The sequence below is a fragment of the Butyricimonas sp. BSD2780061689_150309_C8 genome (assembly GCF_015560935.1).
In the GTDB taxonomy this organism is placed as follows: domain Bacteria; phylum Bacteroidota; class Bacteroidia; order Bacteroidales; family Marinifilaceae; genus Butyricimonas; species Butyricimonas paravirosa.
The window spans coordinates 205,498-222,151 of sequence record NZ_JADMSV010000003.1; the positions used below are offsets into that span (position 1 = coordinate 205,498).

12 protein-coding genes are annotated in these 16,654 nt (G+C 40.1%); 4 read left to right on the forward strand and 8 right to left on the reverse strand.

Annotated features, from left to right (window positions below; all coding sequences use genetic code 11):
* Window positions 1–10: 10 nt before the first annotated feature.
* From I2I33_RS05260 to I2I33_RS05295, 8 genes are all read right to left on the reverse strand, one after another.
* Window positions 11–2,371, reverse strand: a complete 2,361-nt coding sequence (locus tag I2I33_RS05260; protein ID WP_087419543.1) for a Gldg family protein — start codon at window positions 2,369–2,371, stop codon at window positions 11–13.
* A gap of 24 nt (window positions 2,372–2,395) precedes the next feature.
* The gene (locus I2I33_RS05265; RefSeq protein WP_087419542.1) at window positions 2,396–3,316 is read right to left on the reverse strand and encodes an ABC transporter ATP-binding protein; all 921 of its coding nucleotides are present in this window, start codon (window positions 3,314–3,316) and stop codon (window positions 2,396–2,398) included.
* Between the two features lie 27 nt (window positions 3,317–3,343).
* Window positions 3,344–5,017 (reverse strand): PKD-like family lipoprotein, encoded by a 1,674-nt coding sequence (locus tag I2I33_RS05270; RefSeq protein WP_195666747.1) that lies wholly within the window; start codon window positions 5,015–5,017, stop codon window positions 3,344–3,346.
* Between the two features lie 19 nt (window positions 5,018–5,036).
* Window positions 5,037–5,792, reverse strand: coding sequence for a DUF4843 domain-containing protein (locus I2I33_RS05275; RefSeq protein WP_087419540.1), 756 nt, complete (start codon window positions 5,790–5,792; stop codon window positions 5,037–5,039).
* 18 nt (window positions 5,793–5,810) lie between these two features.
* Window positions 5,811–7,391, reverse strand: coding sequence for a RagB/SusD family nutrient uptake outer membrane protein (locus tag I2I33_RS05280; protein ID WP_162613694.1), 1,581 nt, complete (start codon window positions 7,389–7,391; stop codon window positions 5,811–5,813).
* A 12-nt stretch (window positions 7,392–7,403) separates the two neighbouring features.
* A complete protein-coding gene (locus I2I33_RS05285) occupies window positions 7,404–10,739 on the reverse strand; it encodes a SusC/RagA family TonB-linked outer membrane protein (protein WP_229128199.1) in 3,336 nt (1,111 codons plus the stop codon).
* A gap of 147 nt (window positions 10,740–10,886) precedes the next feature.
* Window positions 10,887–12,086, reverse strand: coding sequence for a FecR family protein (locus tag I2I33_RS05290; protein ID WP_162613693.1), 1,200 nt, complete (start codon window positions 12,084–12,086; stop codon window positions 10,887–10,889).
* Between the two features lie 188 nt (window positions 12,087–12,274).
* The gene (locus tag I2I33_RS05295; RefSeq protein ID WP_087419536.1) at window positions 12,275–12,817 is read right to left on the reverse strand and encodes an RNA polymerase sigma factor; all 543 of its coding nucleotides are present in this window, start codon (window positions 12,815–12,817) and stop codon (window positions 12,275–12,277) included.
* Between the two features lie 517 nt (window positions 12,818–13,334).
* Here I2I33_RS05295 and I2I33_RS05300 point away from each other — a divergent pair.
* The 4 genes from I2I33_RS05300 (at window position 13,335) to I2I33_RS05315 (ending at window position 16,642) form a co-directional block, all read left to right on the forward strand.
* Window positions 13,335–14,120 carry a TatD family hydrolase gene (locus tag I2I33_RS05300; RefSeq protein ID WP_087419535.1) on the forward strand — a complete coding sequence of 262 codons (786 nt, stop codon included), beginning with the start codon at window positions 13,335–13,337 and terminating at the stop codon, window positions 14,118–14,120.
* Window positions 14,121–14,204: 84 nt separating this feature from the next.
* Window positions 14,205–15,245: an asparaginase gene (locus tag I2I33_RS05305; RefSeq protein WP_087419534.1), complete on the forward strand. Its 1,041-nt coding sequence runs from the start codon at window positions 14,205–14,207 to the stop codon at window positions 15,243–15,245.
* A 128-nt stretch (window positions 15,246–15,373) separates the two neighbouring features.
* The gene (locus I2I33_RS05310) at window positions 15,374–16,192 is read left to right on the forward strand and encodes a MotA/TolQ/ExbB proton channel family protein (protein WP_087419533.1); all 819 of its coding nucleotides are present in this window, start codon (window positions 15,374–15,376) and stop codon (window positions 16,190–16,192) included.
* Window positions 16,193–16,195: 3 nt separating this feature from the next.
* The gene (locus I2I33_RS05315; protein WP_087419532.1) at window positions 16,196–16,642 is read left to right on the forward strand and encodes a hypothetical protein; all 447 of its coding nucleotides are present in this window, start codon (window positions 16,196–16,198) and stop codon (window positions 16,640–16,642) included.
* Window positions 16,643–16,654: the final 12 nt, after the last annotated feature.

Here is a 16,654-nt window from a genome sequence, read left to right on the forward strand (position 1 = left end):
AACTTATTTCCTATCGTCCCCTTCTCCTTAACCAGATGAACAAAGAAAGGAAAAGTAACAATCCCGGGAAACCGCCAAGCAAAGCATAATTAAGCACCTCGGCACCCGTTTCCCCCACAAACAATTTTCTATCAATCGGATATGGGCGTCTCACGTCAATAGGCACCTCCCCATCCGAAAGCCAGAAGAAACTAGCTTGAATAATCACGGAATTTGCCGTCCATAAAGGACTTCTACCTCGAGTAAGCTCCCCATCACTTAAGCAATCTGCATCTCCCAAAACAATAACTTTCTGTTCTCGTTCTCCCATCTTACGAGATAACGCCAAAGCTAACGGATAAGATTTCTGAACCTCTCCCACAGCCGGATTATACACCACCTCTTGATCAACAATATCCGTGTTCTCCAATTCATTCCAACAAGTCGAATCTGACATAAATAATGGCACGACATCAAATCCTTTATCTGTTGTATATTCCAAACCAGCAGCAGTAGGCATAGCTGCCACGTAATAGGGCCGCATATAACCGAATACATATGATAACTCCACCGCTTCATTCGTTGGTTGTGTAACAATCAAATCTATTGGTTGTTTTTGCGCAACAAACCCAGCAAACGGACCAAGATCCTTATTATCTTTCTTTTCTTCTTCAGGATCTTTCGGTTTCTCCGGCTGAATCAAAAAGCCATCCACAAGTTTCACTCCAAATGGTTCCATCACGGCGCCCATTGCACCTTGTCGACCAGGCTCCCCAATAATCACCAAATTACCTCCCCGAGCAACATATTTATCAAAGTTCACTTTTTCCACTTCTGTCATCGCTTCACGCATCTCGGCTATAACCAAGATATTAATATCTTTCGGAATTTCCCGATCCAAGGTTACGTCTTTGTAGTTAAATCCCTGATTTACCAAAGCCTGCCTTAACATCGGCAAATGAGTAAACATACAATAATTACGATCTCCCGGACGATCAGTCTCCCGCTCTCCGTGACCGGACAAAAAGCCAATCGTAGGTAAGGTCATCACCATTCGTTTTAAAGCAGCAGAAATTTCTGATTCCGAAGGAAATATTTCGCGGTCATCATACAATCTCAGAAAGGTTTTCTCCCCAGACTCCCGCTCCAACAAACGTACCGTACGATTGCCTTCCGTTGTTCTCAAATCAATCTTTGCACGAATCTGCTCTGGAGTCAAAATTTTTTCTGGATTCAATTTTTCCATTTCGATGACCTTTTTCGCTTTTTCCTCGTAACTCATTCCCGGAAAGGCCCGCTCCAAATAATCATTCTTAATCGTATCATAATAAAGCACGTATTTCATCTTAATTTCCGGTTTAAAACGTGTATACTGCTCAAAACGGCGAATATCATTATTATACTCTCTCGGATAACCCACCCAATTATACTTATCCAAGATATTCACATAAGTAGTAATTGTCAATCCTCCTTTCAATTTATTAATAATATCCTGACTATTAGGAGTTAAAGTATTTGATTTGGTATAAGTGGCATCATAATAACACTTGAAGACGGGACGAGAAGAAACGAATGCCAGCACAACAGCAATCCCCCACACCCCGGCATATTTACCCAAAGAAGTTAACCAACTTACTTTCTGTCGCCTTGCCTGCATACGAATAATCGTCATCAACAAGAATAACATCACAACCACCACAAAATAAAGCACGTCCTCACTACAAATCATCCCAAACATAAAATTATCGGAACGTCCTGTCATTCCAAACCAATAAGTAACCTCTCGAACAAATGGTACAGACTGCCACATTCCTTTTACATAAGTCAACACGGCAAGTACGGCCAATGTGCCTACAGCCGCCACGATCTGGTAAGAAGTCAAACTGGACATAAACAGACCGATAGACACATAAGCACACAATAACAAATAAACCCCCAAAAGTCCCGTTAAGAAAACAGGAATATCCATGTTCTCAATCGTACATATACCATAGATTCCATAAACCAATAAAACACCAACCAAAATCAAACCATATATCAACATGGCACAATATTTACCCAAAATAATTTGGGCATTCGTAATCGGAGAAGAATAAAGCAATTTTATCGAACCACTTCCCAATTCCCGACTCATCAATCCCATCGTCAACAACGGAATGTATAAATATAAATAAGACTGTACGGCTACAAACAAACCTCTTTGTCCACCAAAAATAGAGAGTGTCAGATTAGCCCCTCTTCCTCCCATACTTTGGGATCGTACAATATCTGAAATCATCCCGGAAAACAACATTCCGGTTTGAAACGTGAATATAATCAAAATCAACCAAGCAATCGGGGAGTAAAATAAATCCCGCAATTCCGTTTTCGCTATCTTAAATATCGTTCTCATCTTTACTGCAAATAAAATTTAATACTATTTCTTGGACAACTCGGCAAAAATGGTATCCAACGAACTCTTTTCCTGTTGTAATTCCGTTAATTGCCATCCCCGTGTATAACTAGCTTCCACTATACTGTTCATCGCCTCACGCGGATCAGAAAATTGAATCCGGAATCTAGGACCACCCAACTCATCCACACGCACGACACCCGGAAGGGCTTGAATATCCGCTATCAAAGGAACGGATCCCAAAGAAACAATCAACGTGTTCGGTTGTATATAGTTATCAAATTCCTCCACAGTTCCGGAAAAAACCATACTTCCTTGTTCGATCATCCGGATATAGTCACAAGTAGCTTGTACCTCTGTCAAGATATGGGTTGAAAGAATCACCGTACGCTCTGTCGCAATCTCTTTTATCAAATGGCGAATCTCCACAATTTGATTCGGATCCAAACCATTTGTCGGCTCGTCAAAGATCACCAATTCCGGATTATGAATAATCGCCTGAGCAATCCCCACACGTTGTTGATAACCGCCTGACAAGTTATGAATAACCCGTTTGGCAAAATGTGAAATACCACAACGCCCCATCACTTCTTTTATCGCTTTCTTTACTTCCCGGTCCGGAATATGCCGTAGCTCCGCACAATATTCCAAGTATTCTTCAACAGTCAGATCCGGGTGTAACGGCGGCACTTGAGGTAAGAAACCAATATGTCGTTTTGCCTCAACGGGATTTTTACTGACACTGACTCCCTTTATATAAACATCCCCTTCTGTTTGTTTCAACACCCCACACATGATATTCATGGTTGTGGATTTACCGGCTCCATTGGAGCCAAGTAATCCATAAATACCATTCTTTGTAATTTCAAAATTAATATCCCGAATCGCCCATTGCACGCTATAACGATGAGATAAATGTTCCACCTTAACAATTGATTCTTCCATACAATATGATTTTTAATACAAACTTTTCTAATATTCATCTACACCAACAACGCCTGTAGCCATTTCCTTTGCCATTGTTATCTTCCCTTCAAAATTCATTGTCTTTACACAAGTTGGTCTATCTCGTTCCGTAATATCATAAAATTTCAATGTACCATTCTCTCCCCCCACAACTAACAAGTTATACCTATCAATCATACCAGTTTGAGAAGTTCCATAACCGATATAGGTGATTTTTTCAGGAAAATCTGTAATCATCGGCTTACTTGCATATCCATCACTAATAAGCAAATAATTTACATTATTTCCCTCCGTATACACCACCTGATTATTGGCTTTTGTATTATATGCCGTACAACTAGTTAATATTAAAGCATCATCTGAAATTTGCACGGGACATTCAATCACCCGCGAATCCCCTCCCGGAGAAAAAGGAGGCATTCCTGGTGCTGACTGCACTAAAGATCCGTCCATCGGGTTTACCATAAACTCTCCACACCAAGTCTTTCCTGCCGCATCATTATAAATTACAGAATACATATAAACACTTGTCGTAAAGGACAACATAACGCTCTTCATATATCCCATATTCAATACGTTAGTCCCATTTTCAAACCCCCAAACCGGAGGACAATCTGTTAACGAATTATTACTTTTCAAAGGCATTAAACTAACTGCTAAATAAGACGGATCTCTCCATCCACTACCAGCTTGTTTAGAAACAAAAGCAATCATTATCACTCTATTATTCTTTTCATCCCAACAGGGAATGGAAGTGAAACCATATAAACGAGTACCAAATCCGGTAATTTTATATCCTTTTTCATCCAATTCATAAGGAGTATTAATGAACATACCCCCTAAATTATTTTTTGACAATTGCCGTCTATAAAGTTTTCCGTCTTCATTTGCCAAAAAAGTACACAACCCTGTCCCTCTATCTGCCTCCCAAGCGTCTACTCTTGCAATTGGAGCAAAGTCCGCTGGAGCTCCTCCTTCAAATAAATCCTTCATATCTGAACGTAATTCAAACGTAGCGGCATCTACCTCATAAGCGACCTCGTCAGTCATAATCGTAATAGATCCCATGGGACCAACATTTTTAGCCGTTCTCGTATACCCTAGAAATTTAGGTTTACCAGAAATAGACATTCCATTCACATCTCCAAAAGAATCTTGTAATTCAAATTCATCTTTCGCCTCATCCCGATTATACGTTCTTTTTACAAAATAACATTCTCCTTGATTTTCCTTTTCTACCAGAACAAACCAATCCCCGGCTCCACGATAAGGAGTTATAAAAAAAGAAACCAATTTCATGAAATGAGTTTCATATTCCTTATCAATAACAGTAAACGAACCTCTTAAATATTTTCCTGCCCCACAAAGTTCCGTCATATTCGCCCATTTAATCACGCTATCTGCCGGAAGATCAATATCCGCTTCCGTAGAGATTACCACATCATTCAATCTCCATTCATAACGCACCTCTTTTTCTCGTTGAACAGAATCAGTCTCCCACCTAAAAGCCTCTCTTCCACGCAACTTCATCATGTCATGCTCTGTTGCATACACACTTATAGGTTGATCTGTATACCATTTCGGCTCCTTAATATCCTCATAATCATAGTTTCCCTCATCCTCTAAACAACCAAATATCAAGAGGAACGACAAACAAAATAATATATGAATTTTTCTCATAATAGCAACATTTTAATCATTAAATCACAACAGTTATATCATTACCATTCTCATCCTTTTGTCCGGGATTGGCAATCAACCATTCTTTAAACTTTAACACCAACCCAATAGCCAAATCTGGGCGTTCTTCAAACATCTCTCTATCCATCGTCATTTCAGGATCAGCATGTTCAACAAACAACTTATATTTCGTACTGGAATACACTCCCAAAAGAGTTAGTTCTACTTCACTATCCCACCACGTCGGTTTCTCTGCCACATAAGATGAAATAATCACGGCCCGGCGACGTTCATACTGTCCTAATCCAATCCCCTCTCCTGGAATCAACTCAACGAACAATCTCACTCCTTTCTCTAATTTTTTTAATCGCTCTGACAAATTCAATCGAATTTTTATCGTGTCTTGAATATCCAATTGTCCTTTTTGCAAAGGTCGTGCATGAAATATGTATTGATCGTCCAAATCATATTCATCTTTATTAGCAGTAGTACCTTCTTCTATTACTTTCAAGCTAAAAGCAATATCATCCGTTAATGGTAATCCTGAGTAGTTCACAACGACCTCTGCTTCTATTGTCTGTGTACCATCTGGATAAAAAAAGAATGACATCACCGTCGAGTCTGCCCCTTCTGTTCCTGGTCGAAGGGCATTCATATAAAACTTATCAAAATAAAGCTGAGATTGTCCGTCAAAAATTTTTATTTCATCTTCATTACAAGAATAGAAAGACAAAAACATCAACATTATCACAAAATATAAATATCTTCTCATCATGATTCAAGATTTAGATCATTACTTAATATCTGCCGGAACAGGAAACATGCTTTCCTGGAGAGTCATAGGACGTAACGTTCCTTTATCATTTACAATCTCTGCATTCAAACGTTTATACAGGAAAAATAATTGTCCCTCAGAAATCCATTCGCGACGGGCATCATGAAGTAATTCTTGTTCAAATTCTACCCAAGTAGATCCACTAAGTGAACTTCCATAGATCCCTCTATTTTCCCGAATCTCATTTAAAATTCGATATGCATCACCCACATTCCCATTATGTGCATAATACTCGGCCATAATGTATTTCATCTCCGTAAGACGTATCACAGGGAACAAATTCACAGTCTTATCCCTAGTGTCTAAATTTGTAGGAATAAACCATTTCCCGGAAACAGGATATACTCCTCCACCATAAACGATCATATGATTCCATCGATGATCAGAACTCTTCTCATCAACTCCTCCATGTGAAAAATAACTTTCCGATATCTGAAACCAATTCGGTGAAACTCCGCCTTTCCAATCTGCACTTAACCAACTACCTGAGCCTTGATAAGACAAGCTATTATAAGCTGCAAAAATCAAGTTCGACATTGTCTTATAATCCTTCCGATTGTTAAAAGATTCCTCCGTATTACCCCAGCCCTGTGTTAAACCACTATAATCATCCTTATACATCAGATTCTTTGAACCATCCCGAAACACCACATGCGCTTTCACCACCTCATCCGCATAATCAAAAGCTTCTTGCTCCAATCCGGCATATTGACAAACCCTAGCAAGCAAAGCTGTTACCGCATTATAACTCATCCGATATCCACGCCCTTTAAAAAAATCATCTATTGAAGCTGCATCAAAATCTTCTATCTGCTGTCCCGATATAGTTTGATAATTATACGTAAAATCGTTATTAAAACGCCCGGTCCCGGACAAATTAATTCCTTGTCCGTTTACCGTCGTATCATAACCAACAACTAATTCCCGAGCTTTTTCCAAATCTGCAATCACTTTTTCCAAATAAGGCTTAACGCCAAGTTTTGAAGCAGATAACACCGGGTAAGACTCTACATAAGGAATATATGTACGTCCATCATCATTTACCAACGCCGGAGCAAACAAGCGCAACAACTCAAAATGGATCAAAGCCCGGCAAGCGTACGCTTCTCCCATGATCATTTTCCTTTCCATTTCGCCCTCTGCAAATATATCATTCGAAGCCTTCTCAACATTTTGCAACAAATCATTCGCATTAGCAATAATATTGTAAGCAATTCCCCATGCACTCTCTATACTCGCTGACACTTGAGTATTCGTGTATTCAAACTTTGCTGCGGCCTTGCACATCTCATCATTAAATGAACTTAGATCATACAATTGAGCCATACAATCCAACATCCCATAAGACCAATTCCGACCATAAAGTTCCGGTTTCCCCATTGACTTATACAATCCATTCAAAACGGACCGATAACCGGTCCCCGAACTAAACAAATCATTCTCGGTTGCCTGACCCACAGGAGTAACATCTAACCAATCTTTACATCCCGTAAGTACCAACGTAACGGCAACTATCAATATTTTAACATAATTTCCCATGCCATATACCATTTAGAATCCAACATTTAATGAAAAACTGAAACTTCTTGCAAATGGATAATTTATAGCTCTCTCTTCTTTCACACTACGCCATTTACACAAATCATTCGCACTGAACTGCACACTCAAGCTTTTAAGTTTCCACTTAGAAATCAACTGACGACTAAAATCATAACCAATCGAAAGGCTTGTAAAATCCAAACGATTATCATCTTGTACAAATCTAGAGGTCGGGTTCTGGGTCGGGTTCTTACTCAAATCATAATAGGGAACCACATCTCCCGCATTTTTCCATCTAGCAGATAAAACCCGTTTATCCACGTTCTGTGTACTAATTTGAGCATTCTCGACTTTGTCCGCCAAGGTTGAATTATAACTTTGCCCTCCCCACTGGTAATTAAAATAAGCATTCAGCGTAATTCCTTTCCAGCCCACGTTAATCCCGAAAGAACCTTTTGCATCCGGCTCGGTATCTCCAACAACAACTTGATCATTAGCATCCCACGTATAAGTAGACATCCCGTTCTTCTTGATAAAACGCTCACGTCCATTAGCAGGATCAATTCCCTCAGAACGAACAGCATAAATAGAAGACAACGACTTCCCTTTATAATACAACATCAAAGGTCTGCTCAACACATCTCTATACTCAGAATCTTCTTTTTCATATTCAGCAAGAATTGTCTCATTATAAGCATTCATCTCCTCACTCAGCTCCGTGATTTTACTTCTATTAGATGACAAATTTGCCATAAATGTCACCATCCAATCCTTATTTTGGAAAAGAGTAGAAGTTACTGCAATTTCAAATCCTTCATTCAAAGTCGAACCGGAATTTTCTTTGTAAGAAGTGAAACCGGAATAAGCTGGAATTTTCACATCATCAATCAAATCCTCTGTCTCATTCCGATAATACGAACCTTCCAAAGTGATCTTATCATTCAATAAACCAATATTAAAACCAACATCTAACTTATAAGTTGTTTGCCAAGTCAATCGCGAATTCCCCAAAGCCATCAAAGAAGCTGCGGGACCTGTGAAAAACCAAGCATCTGTTGCCGTCTGAAAAGTTGTTATTGCCGTGTAGGGAGCGAAACCCACATTACCGGTAGACCCATAAGATGCTCTTACTTTTAAACGGCTAATTAGCCAATGTCCTTTCAAAAAATCATAATTATGAACATTCAATCCTACTCCAACCGACCAGAATGGAGCAAATTGTTTGTCTCGGCCAAAATCAGAACTCCCATCCAAACGGAAAGAACCATCAAACAAATAAATATCATTATAAGCATAATTCACGGATGCCAAAAAACCTATTTTCCGAGTCTTTGATTCTGAAACATTCACCGGATTTGCCTGAGTTGCTGCAAATTGAGGTTCATGCATATTACCCAATTGAAAACCGTTTAAAATGTATGATAATGATTCCGACTCACTTTCAGAAACCTCTCCACCGGCAGTAGCATTAATAAAATGGTTACCAAAAACATGATTATAATAAAACATGGCTTTCCCGTTCCAACTCCAATTATTATTTTCCTGACGATTCAATTCTCCTTTCTTATCAGCAGAAGTCACATCATAAATAGGATCTGCGGGATCCGTAAAATTATCTGTACGTCCATCTGTTCTACGGAGTCCCAATTGTCCCTTAAACATTAACCCTTCCATAATATGAATATTCAACTGGAAGTTATTCGTTAAATCTCGATTTTTCATTTTGCCATAGAATGTTGATAGATTAGCAACCTTCCATAAAGGATTCACTTTCGAGGTCGTCGTTCCAGTCGTTTCTTTTAGCAAACGCCCATTTTCATCATAAATTTCAGCGTAAGGTTGTGCTTCAGCATATTGTGTATACTGCCCATAAGGAGAATCTTCTGATTCTGTAACCGTATAAGTAATGTTATTCAATAATTGTAACCAACTCCCTGCACGATAATCCAATGTTAAACCTCCCCCATAAATATGACGGAATGAACCTTTCATCACACCATTTTTACTCGCATTATAATTCAAATCTATTCCATATCTGATACTCTCCTCTCCTCCAGATACATTCAAACTATGCATATGACCAAAAGCATTTCGTAATGGCTGTGACATCCAATCTGTATTCACCCCACGCAAAATAGCATTTTGCTTCTTATAATAATCTGCCAAAAGTGCAATTTGCTGTTCCGGATCATCTGAAGAATATAAACCACTCAAACGCTCTACTTCCAACTTTTCCGCAGCATTACAAAGATTGTAGTCCGACAAATCCGGAAAATCTACGTTTCCAGAAAAATTATAATAAATTTGCATCTCCCCAGCCTTTGGAGCAACCGTCGTAACAACAACAACACCATTGGCTGCCTGTGAACCATACATGGCTGTTGCTGCAGCATCTTTTAAAATCGTGATTGCTTCAATTCGATTCACATCCAAATCATAAATCTTCTGCACATCAACCTCAAAACCATCCAAAATAAACACGGGTAAATTAGGATTATTTTCCAGAGTCGTGCGCTGAGTTCTTTTTTGTTGTTCGACATCCAACCCTTTAGCCTGCCCGATAGAAGTTTCTCCCCGGATATTAAACTCTGGTAAAGCATTGGGATCTGATCCCCACAATTTATTATCCTTAATCCTGAAAGAAGGATCAAACGTCTGTAACGCCGCAATCACATTCTTTGAGTTTACTTTCATCAACTGCTCTTTTGTCACAGTTGTTGCTTTACCGGTAAAACTCTCTTTACGAATATTAGAATACCCCGTCACGACCACTTCATCCATTTTTTTTTGATCTTCCACCATTACCACATTGACTGTATCCTGTCCGATATACTTAATCTCTTCTGTCCGCATTCCAACAAACGAGAACACTAACACGAAATTAGTATCACGCATGACAGGCAAAGTCATGCCGTACTGTCCGTCACGATTAGTCGCTGTACCTAAACTCGTCCCTTTTACCATAACTGTTACCCCTGGTAAAGGCGCCCTTCCCTTATCCGTCACCTTACCGACAATTCTAATTTCCTTTTTCTTTTCGTCATTCAGAGGTTTTAACACGATCACCTCATTTTGAAAAACATACGTCAAACCAGTACCTTTCAAACAGTCACTCAGAATCTTTTCCACCGTTGAGGCTTTTACCTCAACATTCACTTTTCCCACCTTATCCAAATCTTCCTCGTGATACATGAAAACAAACGTGGTTTGTCGCTGAATTGCCCATAAAATATCCTTCAAATAGGCATTCTTCATAGAGATTGTAACCTGTTGCTCGTTCTGGGAATAAACCGTTCCATGCGTGTTTATTATCCCTAGAAAAACAAATAAAAAAGTCCATTTCGACATAAGCCATAATTTTTGCAATTTCTCACGTTTGCACCTGAGAAACATTAGAAAATTTTCCATAAATTTGCTCTCCCAATTATTAGTTAATAATTATCTCAATGTTAACGAAGTAATTCCCGCAGGAAATGCTGGTACCATTTCCTGCCTTTATCTACCTCGTTTTATTTTTAGAACTTTTCCTTCTTTCGTTATTTTTATTTTACCGTTCAATTCAAAAATATTCAACAAGGGCTCTATCGTTTCGAGACGACTCATGTTAAAACCGAAATGCAAATCCTTGGCACTCTCATCCTCGTACACGACAGTCATATCATACCATCGTTCCACCACCCGCATGATCTCTTCCAAACGAACATCCCGGAACCGGAACATACCATCCTTCCAAGCTGTATAATAATTCACGTCCACTTTCCTAACTCCCACACCTCCGGATGTTTGATCTAACACCAACTGTTCATTAGGACGTAATGTTCTCGCCTCTCCAATACACTTGCCAGAGATGGAAACTGCCCCTTCAACCAATGTTGTCGTGATCACATGTTCATCAGCATACGCCGTGACATTAAATTTCGTTCCTAACACGGTGATCTCGTATGCACCCGTTTTCACGATGAAAGGCACATGCTTATCCTTCGCTACTTCGAAAAAAGCCTCTCCACACACCTCCACTTCCCGACATTTTTCAGAAAAACGTTCCGGGAAACGCACCTTCGTCATGGAATTCAGATAAACAAGCGTTCCGTCACTCAACACTAATTGATACTCCCCTCCTTTCGGCACGATCACCTCGTTATATCTCAAAGAGTCCATCGGAGCCTGATTTCCTGTACTTTTATAGGAAAGAGTTTTTCCTTCGTTATTAATGACCGTGTTTTCCCCCCGCGATATAACCCCGGATTTCTCAACCAAATCAACCACCTCCCCCGAAGGCAACACCAGCTCAGCCCGGGTTCCTCCGGGTGTGATTGCATTCAGCTCCGCCAAAGAGACAGTCTCCTCTCCCGAATGAAGGACGCCATAAACAGCAGCGCCCAAGGGGATCAACAAAACTGCCGCGTAACGTAAAAACACACGCCAGCGTATCGCTTTTTTCTCTGTTTTCTTTAATTTTTTCGAGTATCCCTGCCAACCGGAAACTTTATCAAAAGCCGTGAAATGTTTTTGTTTCGATTCCCACCCTTCCCGACTGACGATTCGGTCATACAACCGACGGTTTCGCCCTGAAGCCATTCGCCACTCATCCAATAATTGCAATTCTTCATCGGACAATTCTCCGGCCATCGATTTTGCGATCCAAGAAGCTAGCAAAAACGGGTCATCCATCAATTCCTTACTATTTTTGTCCATTCGTTCCATATAAATTTATTCGCCACGTAACTCAATATTCGTACATTATCAAGATTTAACACCATCGTATACCAAGTTTCTACGACACGTTATTTATCTTTCTACTATTACAACACGAAAAACAGAATTTATGGGGAACGAAAAATTCACTTTTTTGAAAGAGAAAAACGGAAAACAATAGAGATCAACTACTTATTTAGAAGAAAAATAAAAACCAGATAATAATATTCTCGCAAAATTTTACGCAATTTCTTGTAGGCTATCTTCTTTAGCGTATGCACGGAACTCTCAGCAATTCCCAGTTGCCCGGCAATCTCGCTATTTTTCAAGCCATCCAGAGACAATAAAATCACTTGACGGGTTTGGTGAGGTAAGGATTCCACAGCATTATAAAACATTCGATAGGCCTCTTCCTCCACCAGCGTCTCCGTGTAAAATTCAAGAGATTCAACCACGGAAAGATCCTCCCGCCTCAACTTGTTATCGCGTATATAATTCAAACAATCATTTCGCACCATGGTATAAAGGAAAGATTTCACCTTGAAATAATTATCAAACCCCTCCCGCTTGTTCCAGAATTTCACGAACCCTTCCTGAACAATATCGGCAGACAAGGCATCATCTTTCAAATAGGTGGACGCAAAAACGCACAAGGCTTGATAAAATTTATCAAACAAATTTTTAAATACTTGCTCGTCTATTCGCAACGAACTGTCGTTTTCCACGTCCATACAAATACTTTTGTTATTAAACACAAACCTAATGAAAAATATGACAAGCAGCAAACTCATGCCACAAAAAAAAACTTGCCGTCTGCCTCTATACCCGTTCGTTCCCGGACATAAAACAATAAAGATAATATGATTATCATTAAGAAGCTTCGAAGAGATGGATGCCGCGACCTCGAAAGCGCCGGAATAGGTGATGTATCCCTCATCCCGGGCCTTTACGGGGGATATAATGGCCCGAAATTTTATTCTTGACCGTGAATAGCCCCGTTATAGGCCCGGTTAACGGGATATTCGAGTATGTTATTTTTGTTTTCCATCTATTAAAATGGCGGCGATAATCGGGCGAGCATCGGGCGACAATCGGGCGACGGCGCCTAACAGCCTCCCAATAGTCGCTCTATCGCCATGTAACGGATACGGATAACCCCGGGAAAAGGGATACTAAACATCCCTAGTTGCCAATCCATAAACAATTCACTACTTTCGCGACGAGAAGAATGACACTTATATCACAAATATGTTTATAGATACTCACTCACACATCTATGCCGAAGAGTTCGACAATGACAGGGAAGAAGTTATTCAACGGGCGTTAGCTGCCAACGTTCGACAGATTGTACTACCGGACATTGACAGCACAACCCGGCAAGCAATGTTATCACTGGCACGAGCCCACCCGGACATGATGTACCCCACGCTGGGAGTACACCCGACTTCCGTAAACGAATCCTACAAAACGGAAATGCAACTTTTCGAGAAATTACTAGGCCAAGAAACAATACACGGAATCGGAGAGTGTGGAATTGATCTTTACTGGGATAAAACATTTTACAAGGAACAAATTATTGTCTTCGAGCGACAATTAAACATCGCCCGAGAAATGGATTTGCCCGTTATAATCCATTCGAGAGACTCGCTAATGGAAATATTCGCCGTGTTAAAAAGACAACACTATAACATGAAAGGCATACTCCACTGTTTCCCCGGCACGGAAGAAGATGCCCGTCGGGCAATAGACTTAGGTTTTCTACTGGGAATCGGTGGTGTCGTTACCTTCAAAAAATCATCCATGGCTGAAGTCGTGGGAAGAATCGGAGCTGAACACCTTGTATTAGAAACGGATGCCCCCTATCTTGCCCCCGTTCCCTACCGGGGTAAACGCAATGAAAGTAGTTACATTCCGTGTATAGCCGCTAAAATTGCTGAAATTCTAGGGATCGACACGAAAAAAGTCGAGGAAATAACAACGAATAATGCAATGAATTTATTTAATTTGCACGTCAGTAGTGCGAACTGTTCATAGAAAAGATACAGACAGATAATTCACTGACGAAAAGTGCAGAGGGAGCTTAAAGCTTGTAATGTTTTAGTTTTTAACTTAGTGCGTATGACAAAACCCGTGTTAATTATATATACCGGAGGTACAATCGGGATGGTAAACGACCCTGAAACCGGGGCGTTATGCCCTTTCAATTTTGACCAGATCGCTTGCGAGGTTCCGGAAATCAAAGAATTTGGATTCACGATAGATAGTTACACCTTACCGGAAATCATAGATTCCTCGGATCTCCAACCACAATTGTGGAAAGACCTCTGTTCAATCATCTTGAAAAATTACGATGATTACCAGGGATTTGTTGTCCTACATGGAACGGACACCATGGCCTACTCGGCCGCAGCCTTGAGCTTCATGTTAAATAACTTGACCAAACCCGTGATCTTTACCGGTTCCCAGCTACCTATCGGGAAAATCAGGACAGACGGGAAAGAAAACCTGATCGCGGCCATTGAAATAGCAGCCGCTTACGATCAAGAAAAGGCCATTGTTCCGGAAGTCTGCATCCTGTTCGGGGATAAACTATTCCGAGGAAACCGGACGACAAAAATAAACGCGGAAAGTTTTGATGCTTTCCAGTCATTTAACTACCCGGCATTGGCAAACATCGGGATACATATTCATTACGATTACAGTGCAATCGATTACACCCCGCGAACGGAACCCGTAAGCGCATTCTGTGACGTGGACACGAATATCGCCATATTGAAAATATTCCCGGGCATGAGACCGGAAGTGATTGACGCGGTAACAGGGATTCCCGGGTTAAAAGGAATCATACTGGAAACATACGGGTCAGGCAACGCTCCTACGAATAAAGTTTTTCTTAACAAGGTTAAGGAAGTACTATCAAAGGGAATTTTCGTGTATAACGTCACCCAATGTCAAGGCGGGAGTGTCGAGATGGGTAAGTATGAAACAAGTAGAGAGCTACTTAACGCAGGAGTCATCAGCGGTCACGACATTACCACGGAAGCCGCTGTATGCAAAATGATGTATGTACTGGGCAAATATAAAGACACTAACGAAATAAAAAAATATTTAAATAACGGCTTGAAAGGAGAAATATCCCCCAAATATATTGGATTTTAACATTTTTTTTATACCTTGGTGCCCGATTTTAACCGGTACACGGTGTAAAACAAGAACGAAACAGCTTAAACAGATATTATAGAGTTAAATTTTAATTATTAATAAACTAAAAATCAGTTAAATTGATCATGAGAAAATTATTTGCACTAATAGCAGTTTTAGGAATGCTTACTATTGGAGCATCATCTATGCTAATGGCTCAAGAGAATGAAACAACTCAAACAGAGACCACTGAAACGACAGAAACTTATCAAGAAGAAGAGGAAACTACAGATCCTACCGTGTTAGAAGACGAATCACAAATCGAAAGTACTTCTTTCCACGCTGCCTTGAAACAAAAATTCATCGAGGGAGGTGCCGCCTTCATGAGCTTCGTTATCTTGTGTTTGATCTTCGGTTTGGCTATCGCTATCGAAAGAGTTATTTACTTGAACTTGGCTTCTGTTAACACGAAAAAATTGATCGCAAGTGTAGAAGACGCTTTGAATAATGGTGGAGTTGAAGCAGCTAAAGAAGTTTGCCGTAACGCCAGAGGGCCGATCGCAAGTATTTTCTATCAAGGATTGTGCCGTTATGATCAAGGTGTTGACATGGTTGAGAAATCAGTTGTATCTTATGGTTCAGTTCAAATGGGACTTTTGGAAAAAGGAATGTCTTGGATCAGCTTGTTCATCGCATTGGCCCCGATGTTGGGATTCTTGGGAACTGTAATCGGTATGATCGACGCCTTCGATAAGATTCAGGCAGCAGGTGATATCCAACCGTCATTGGTGGCAGGAGGTATCAAGGTTGCATTGATCACGACCGTGGGTGGTTTGATCGTTGCCATGATCCTTCAAGTATTCTACAACTATTGTATTGCTAAGATCGAAAGTATTGTTAATGACATGGAAGACGCTTCCGTAACTTTATTAGACATTCTTGTCAAATACAATCAAAAACACTAAACCATGCAGAAAATAACCAAAATATTAAATATCCTGACCATCGTAATGTTCGTCATTACGGTTGTGTTACTGGGGTTATTTTACTTTGGGGGTGAACTTCCAAATTCACAATACTCCAACCCGGTATACACAGAACAATTAATATGGTGGTCATATATCCTATTTGCTGTTGCTATTATTGCAGCATTAATATTCCCGATTATCAGATTATTCACCAGACCAAAAGAAGCGATGAAGAGCTTTATAGCTCTCGCAGGGATCATAATCCTCGTGTTAATCGCTTATTCTATGTCTGACGGAACAATCATGGAGATTCCGGGATATAGTGGTTCAGACAACGTTCCTGGAACCTTAAAATTCACCGATACCATCCTAATCACGACTTATTTCTTGGGAATTGGTGCTATCGGTGCTATCATTGTTACGGAAATTATCAGACGCGTTAGATAATGTTTCCTGAAG

Coding starts and splice junctions, on each gene's coding strand:
- I2I33_RS05260 (WP_087419543.1), bottom strand. CDS start 2,371: ATGAGAACGATATTTAAGATAGCGAAAACGGAATTGCGGGATTTATTT.
- I2I33_RS05265 (WP_087419542.1), bottom strand. CDS start 3,316: ATGGAAGAATCAATTGTTAAGGTGGAACATTTATCTCATCGTTATAGC.
- I2I33_RS05270 (WP_195666747.1), bottom strand. CDS start 5,017: ATGAGAAAAATTCATATATTATTTTGTTTGTCGTTCCTCTTGATATTT.
- I2I33_RS05275 (WP_087419540.1), bottom strand. CDS start 5,792: ATGATGAGAAGATATTTATATTTTGTGATAATGTTGATGTTTTTGTCT.
- I2I33_RS05280 (WP_162613694.1), bottom strand. CDS start 7,391: ATGGGAAATTATGTTAAAATATTGATAGTTGCCGTTACGTTGGTACTT.
- I2I33_RS05285 (WP_229128199.1), bottom strand. CDS start 10,739: ATGTCGAAATGGACTTTTTTATTTGTTTTTCTAGGGATAATAAACACG.
- I2I33_RS05290 (WP_162613693.1), bottom strand. CDS start 12,086: ATGGACAAAAATAGTAAGGAATTGATGGATGACCCGTTTTTGCTAGCT.
- I2I33_RS05295 (WP_087419536.1), bottom strand. CDS start 12,817: ATGGACGTGGAAAACGACAGTTCGTTGCGAATAGACGAGCAAGTATTT.
- I2I33_RS05300 (WP_087419535.1), top strand. CDS start 13,335: ATGTTTATAGATACTCACTCACACATCTATGCCGAAGAGTTCGACAAT.
- I2I33_RS05305 (WP_087419534.1), top strand. CDS start 14,205: ATGACAAAACCCGTGTTAATTATATATACCGGAGGTACAATCGGGATG.
- I2I33_RS05310 (WP_087419533.1), top strand. CDS start 15,374: ATGAGAAAATTATTTGCACTAATAGCAGTTTTAGGAATGCTTACTATT.
- I2I33_RS05315 (WP_087419532.1), top strand. CDS start 16,196: ATGCAGAAAATAACCAAAATATTAAATATCCTGACCATCGTAATGTTC.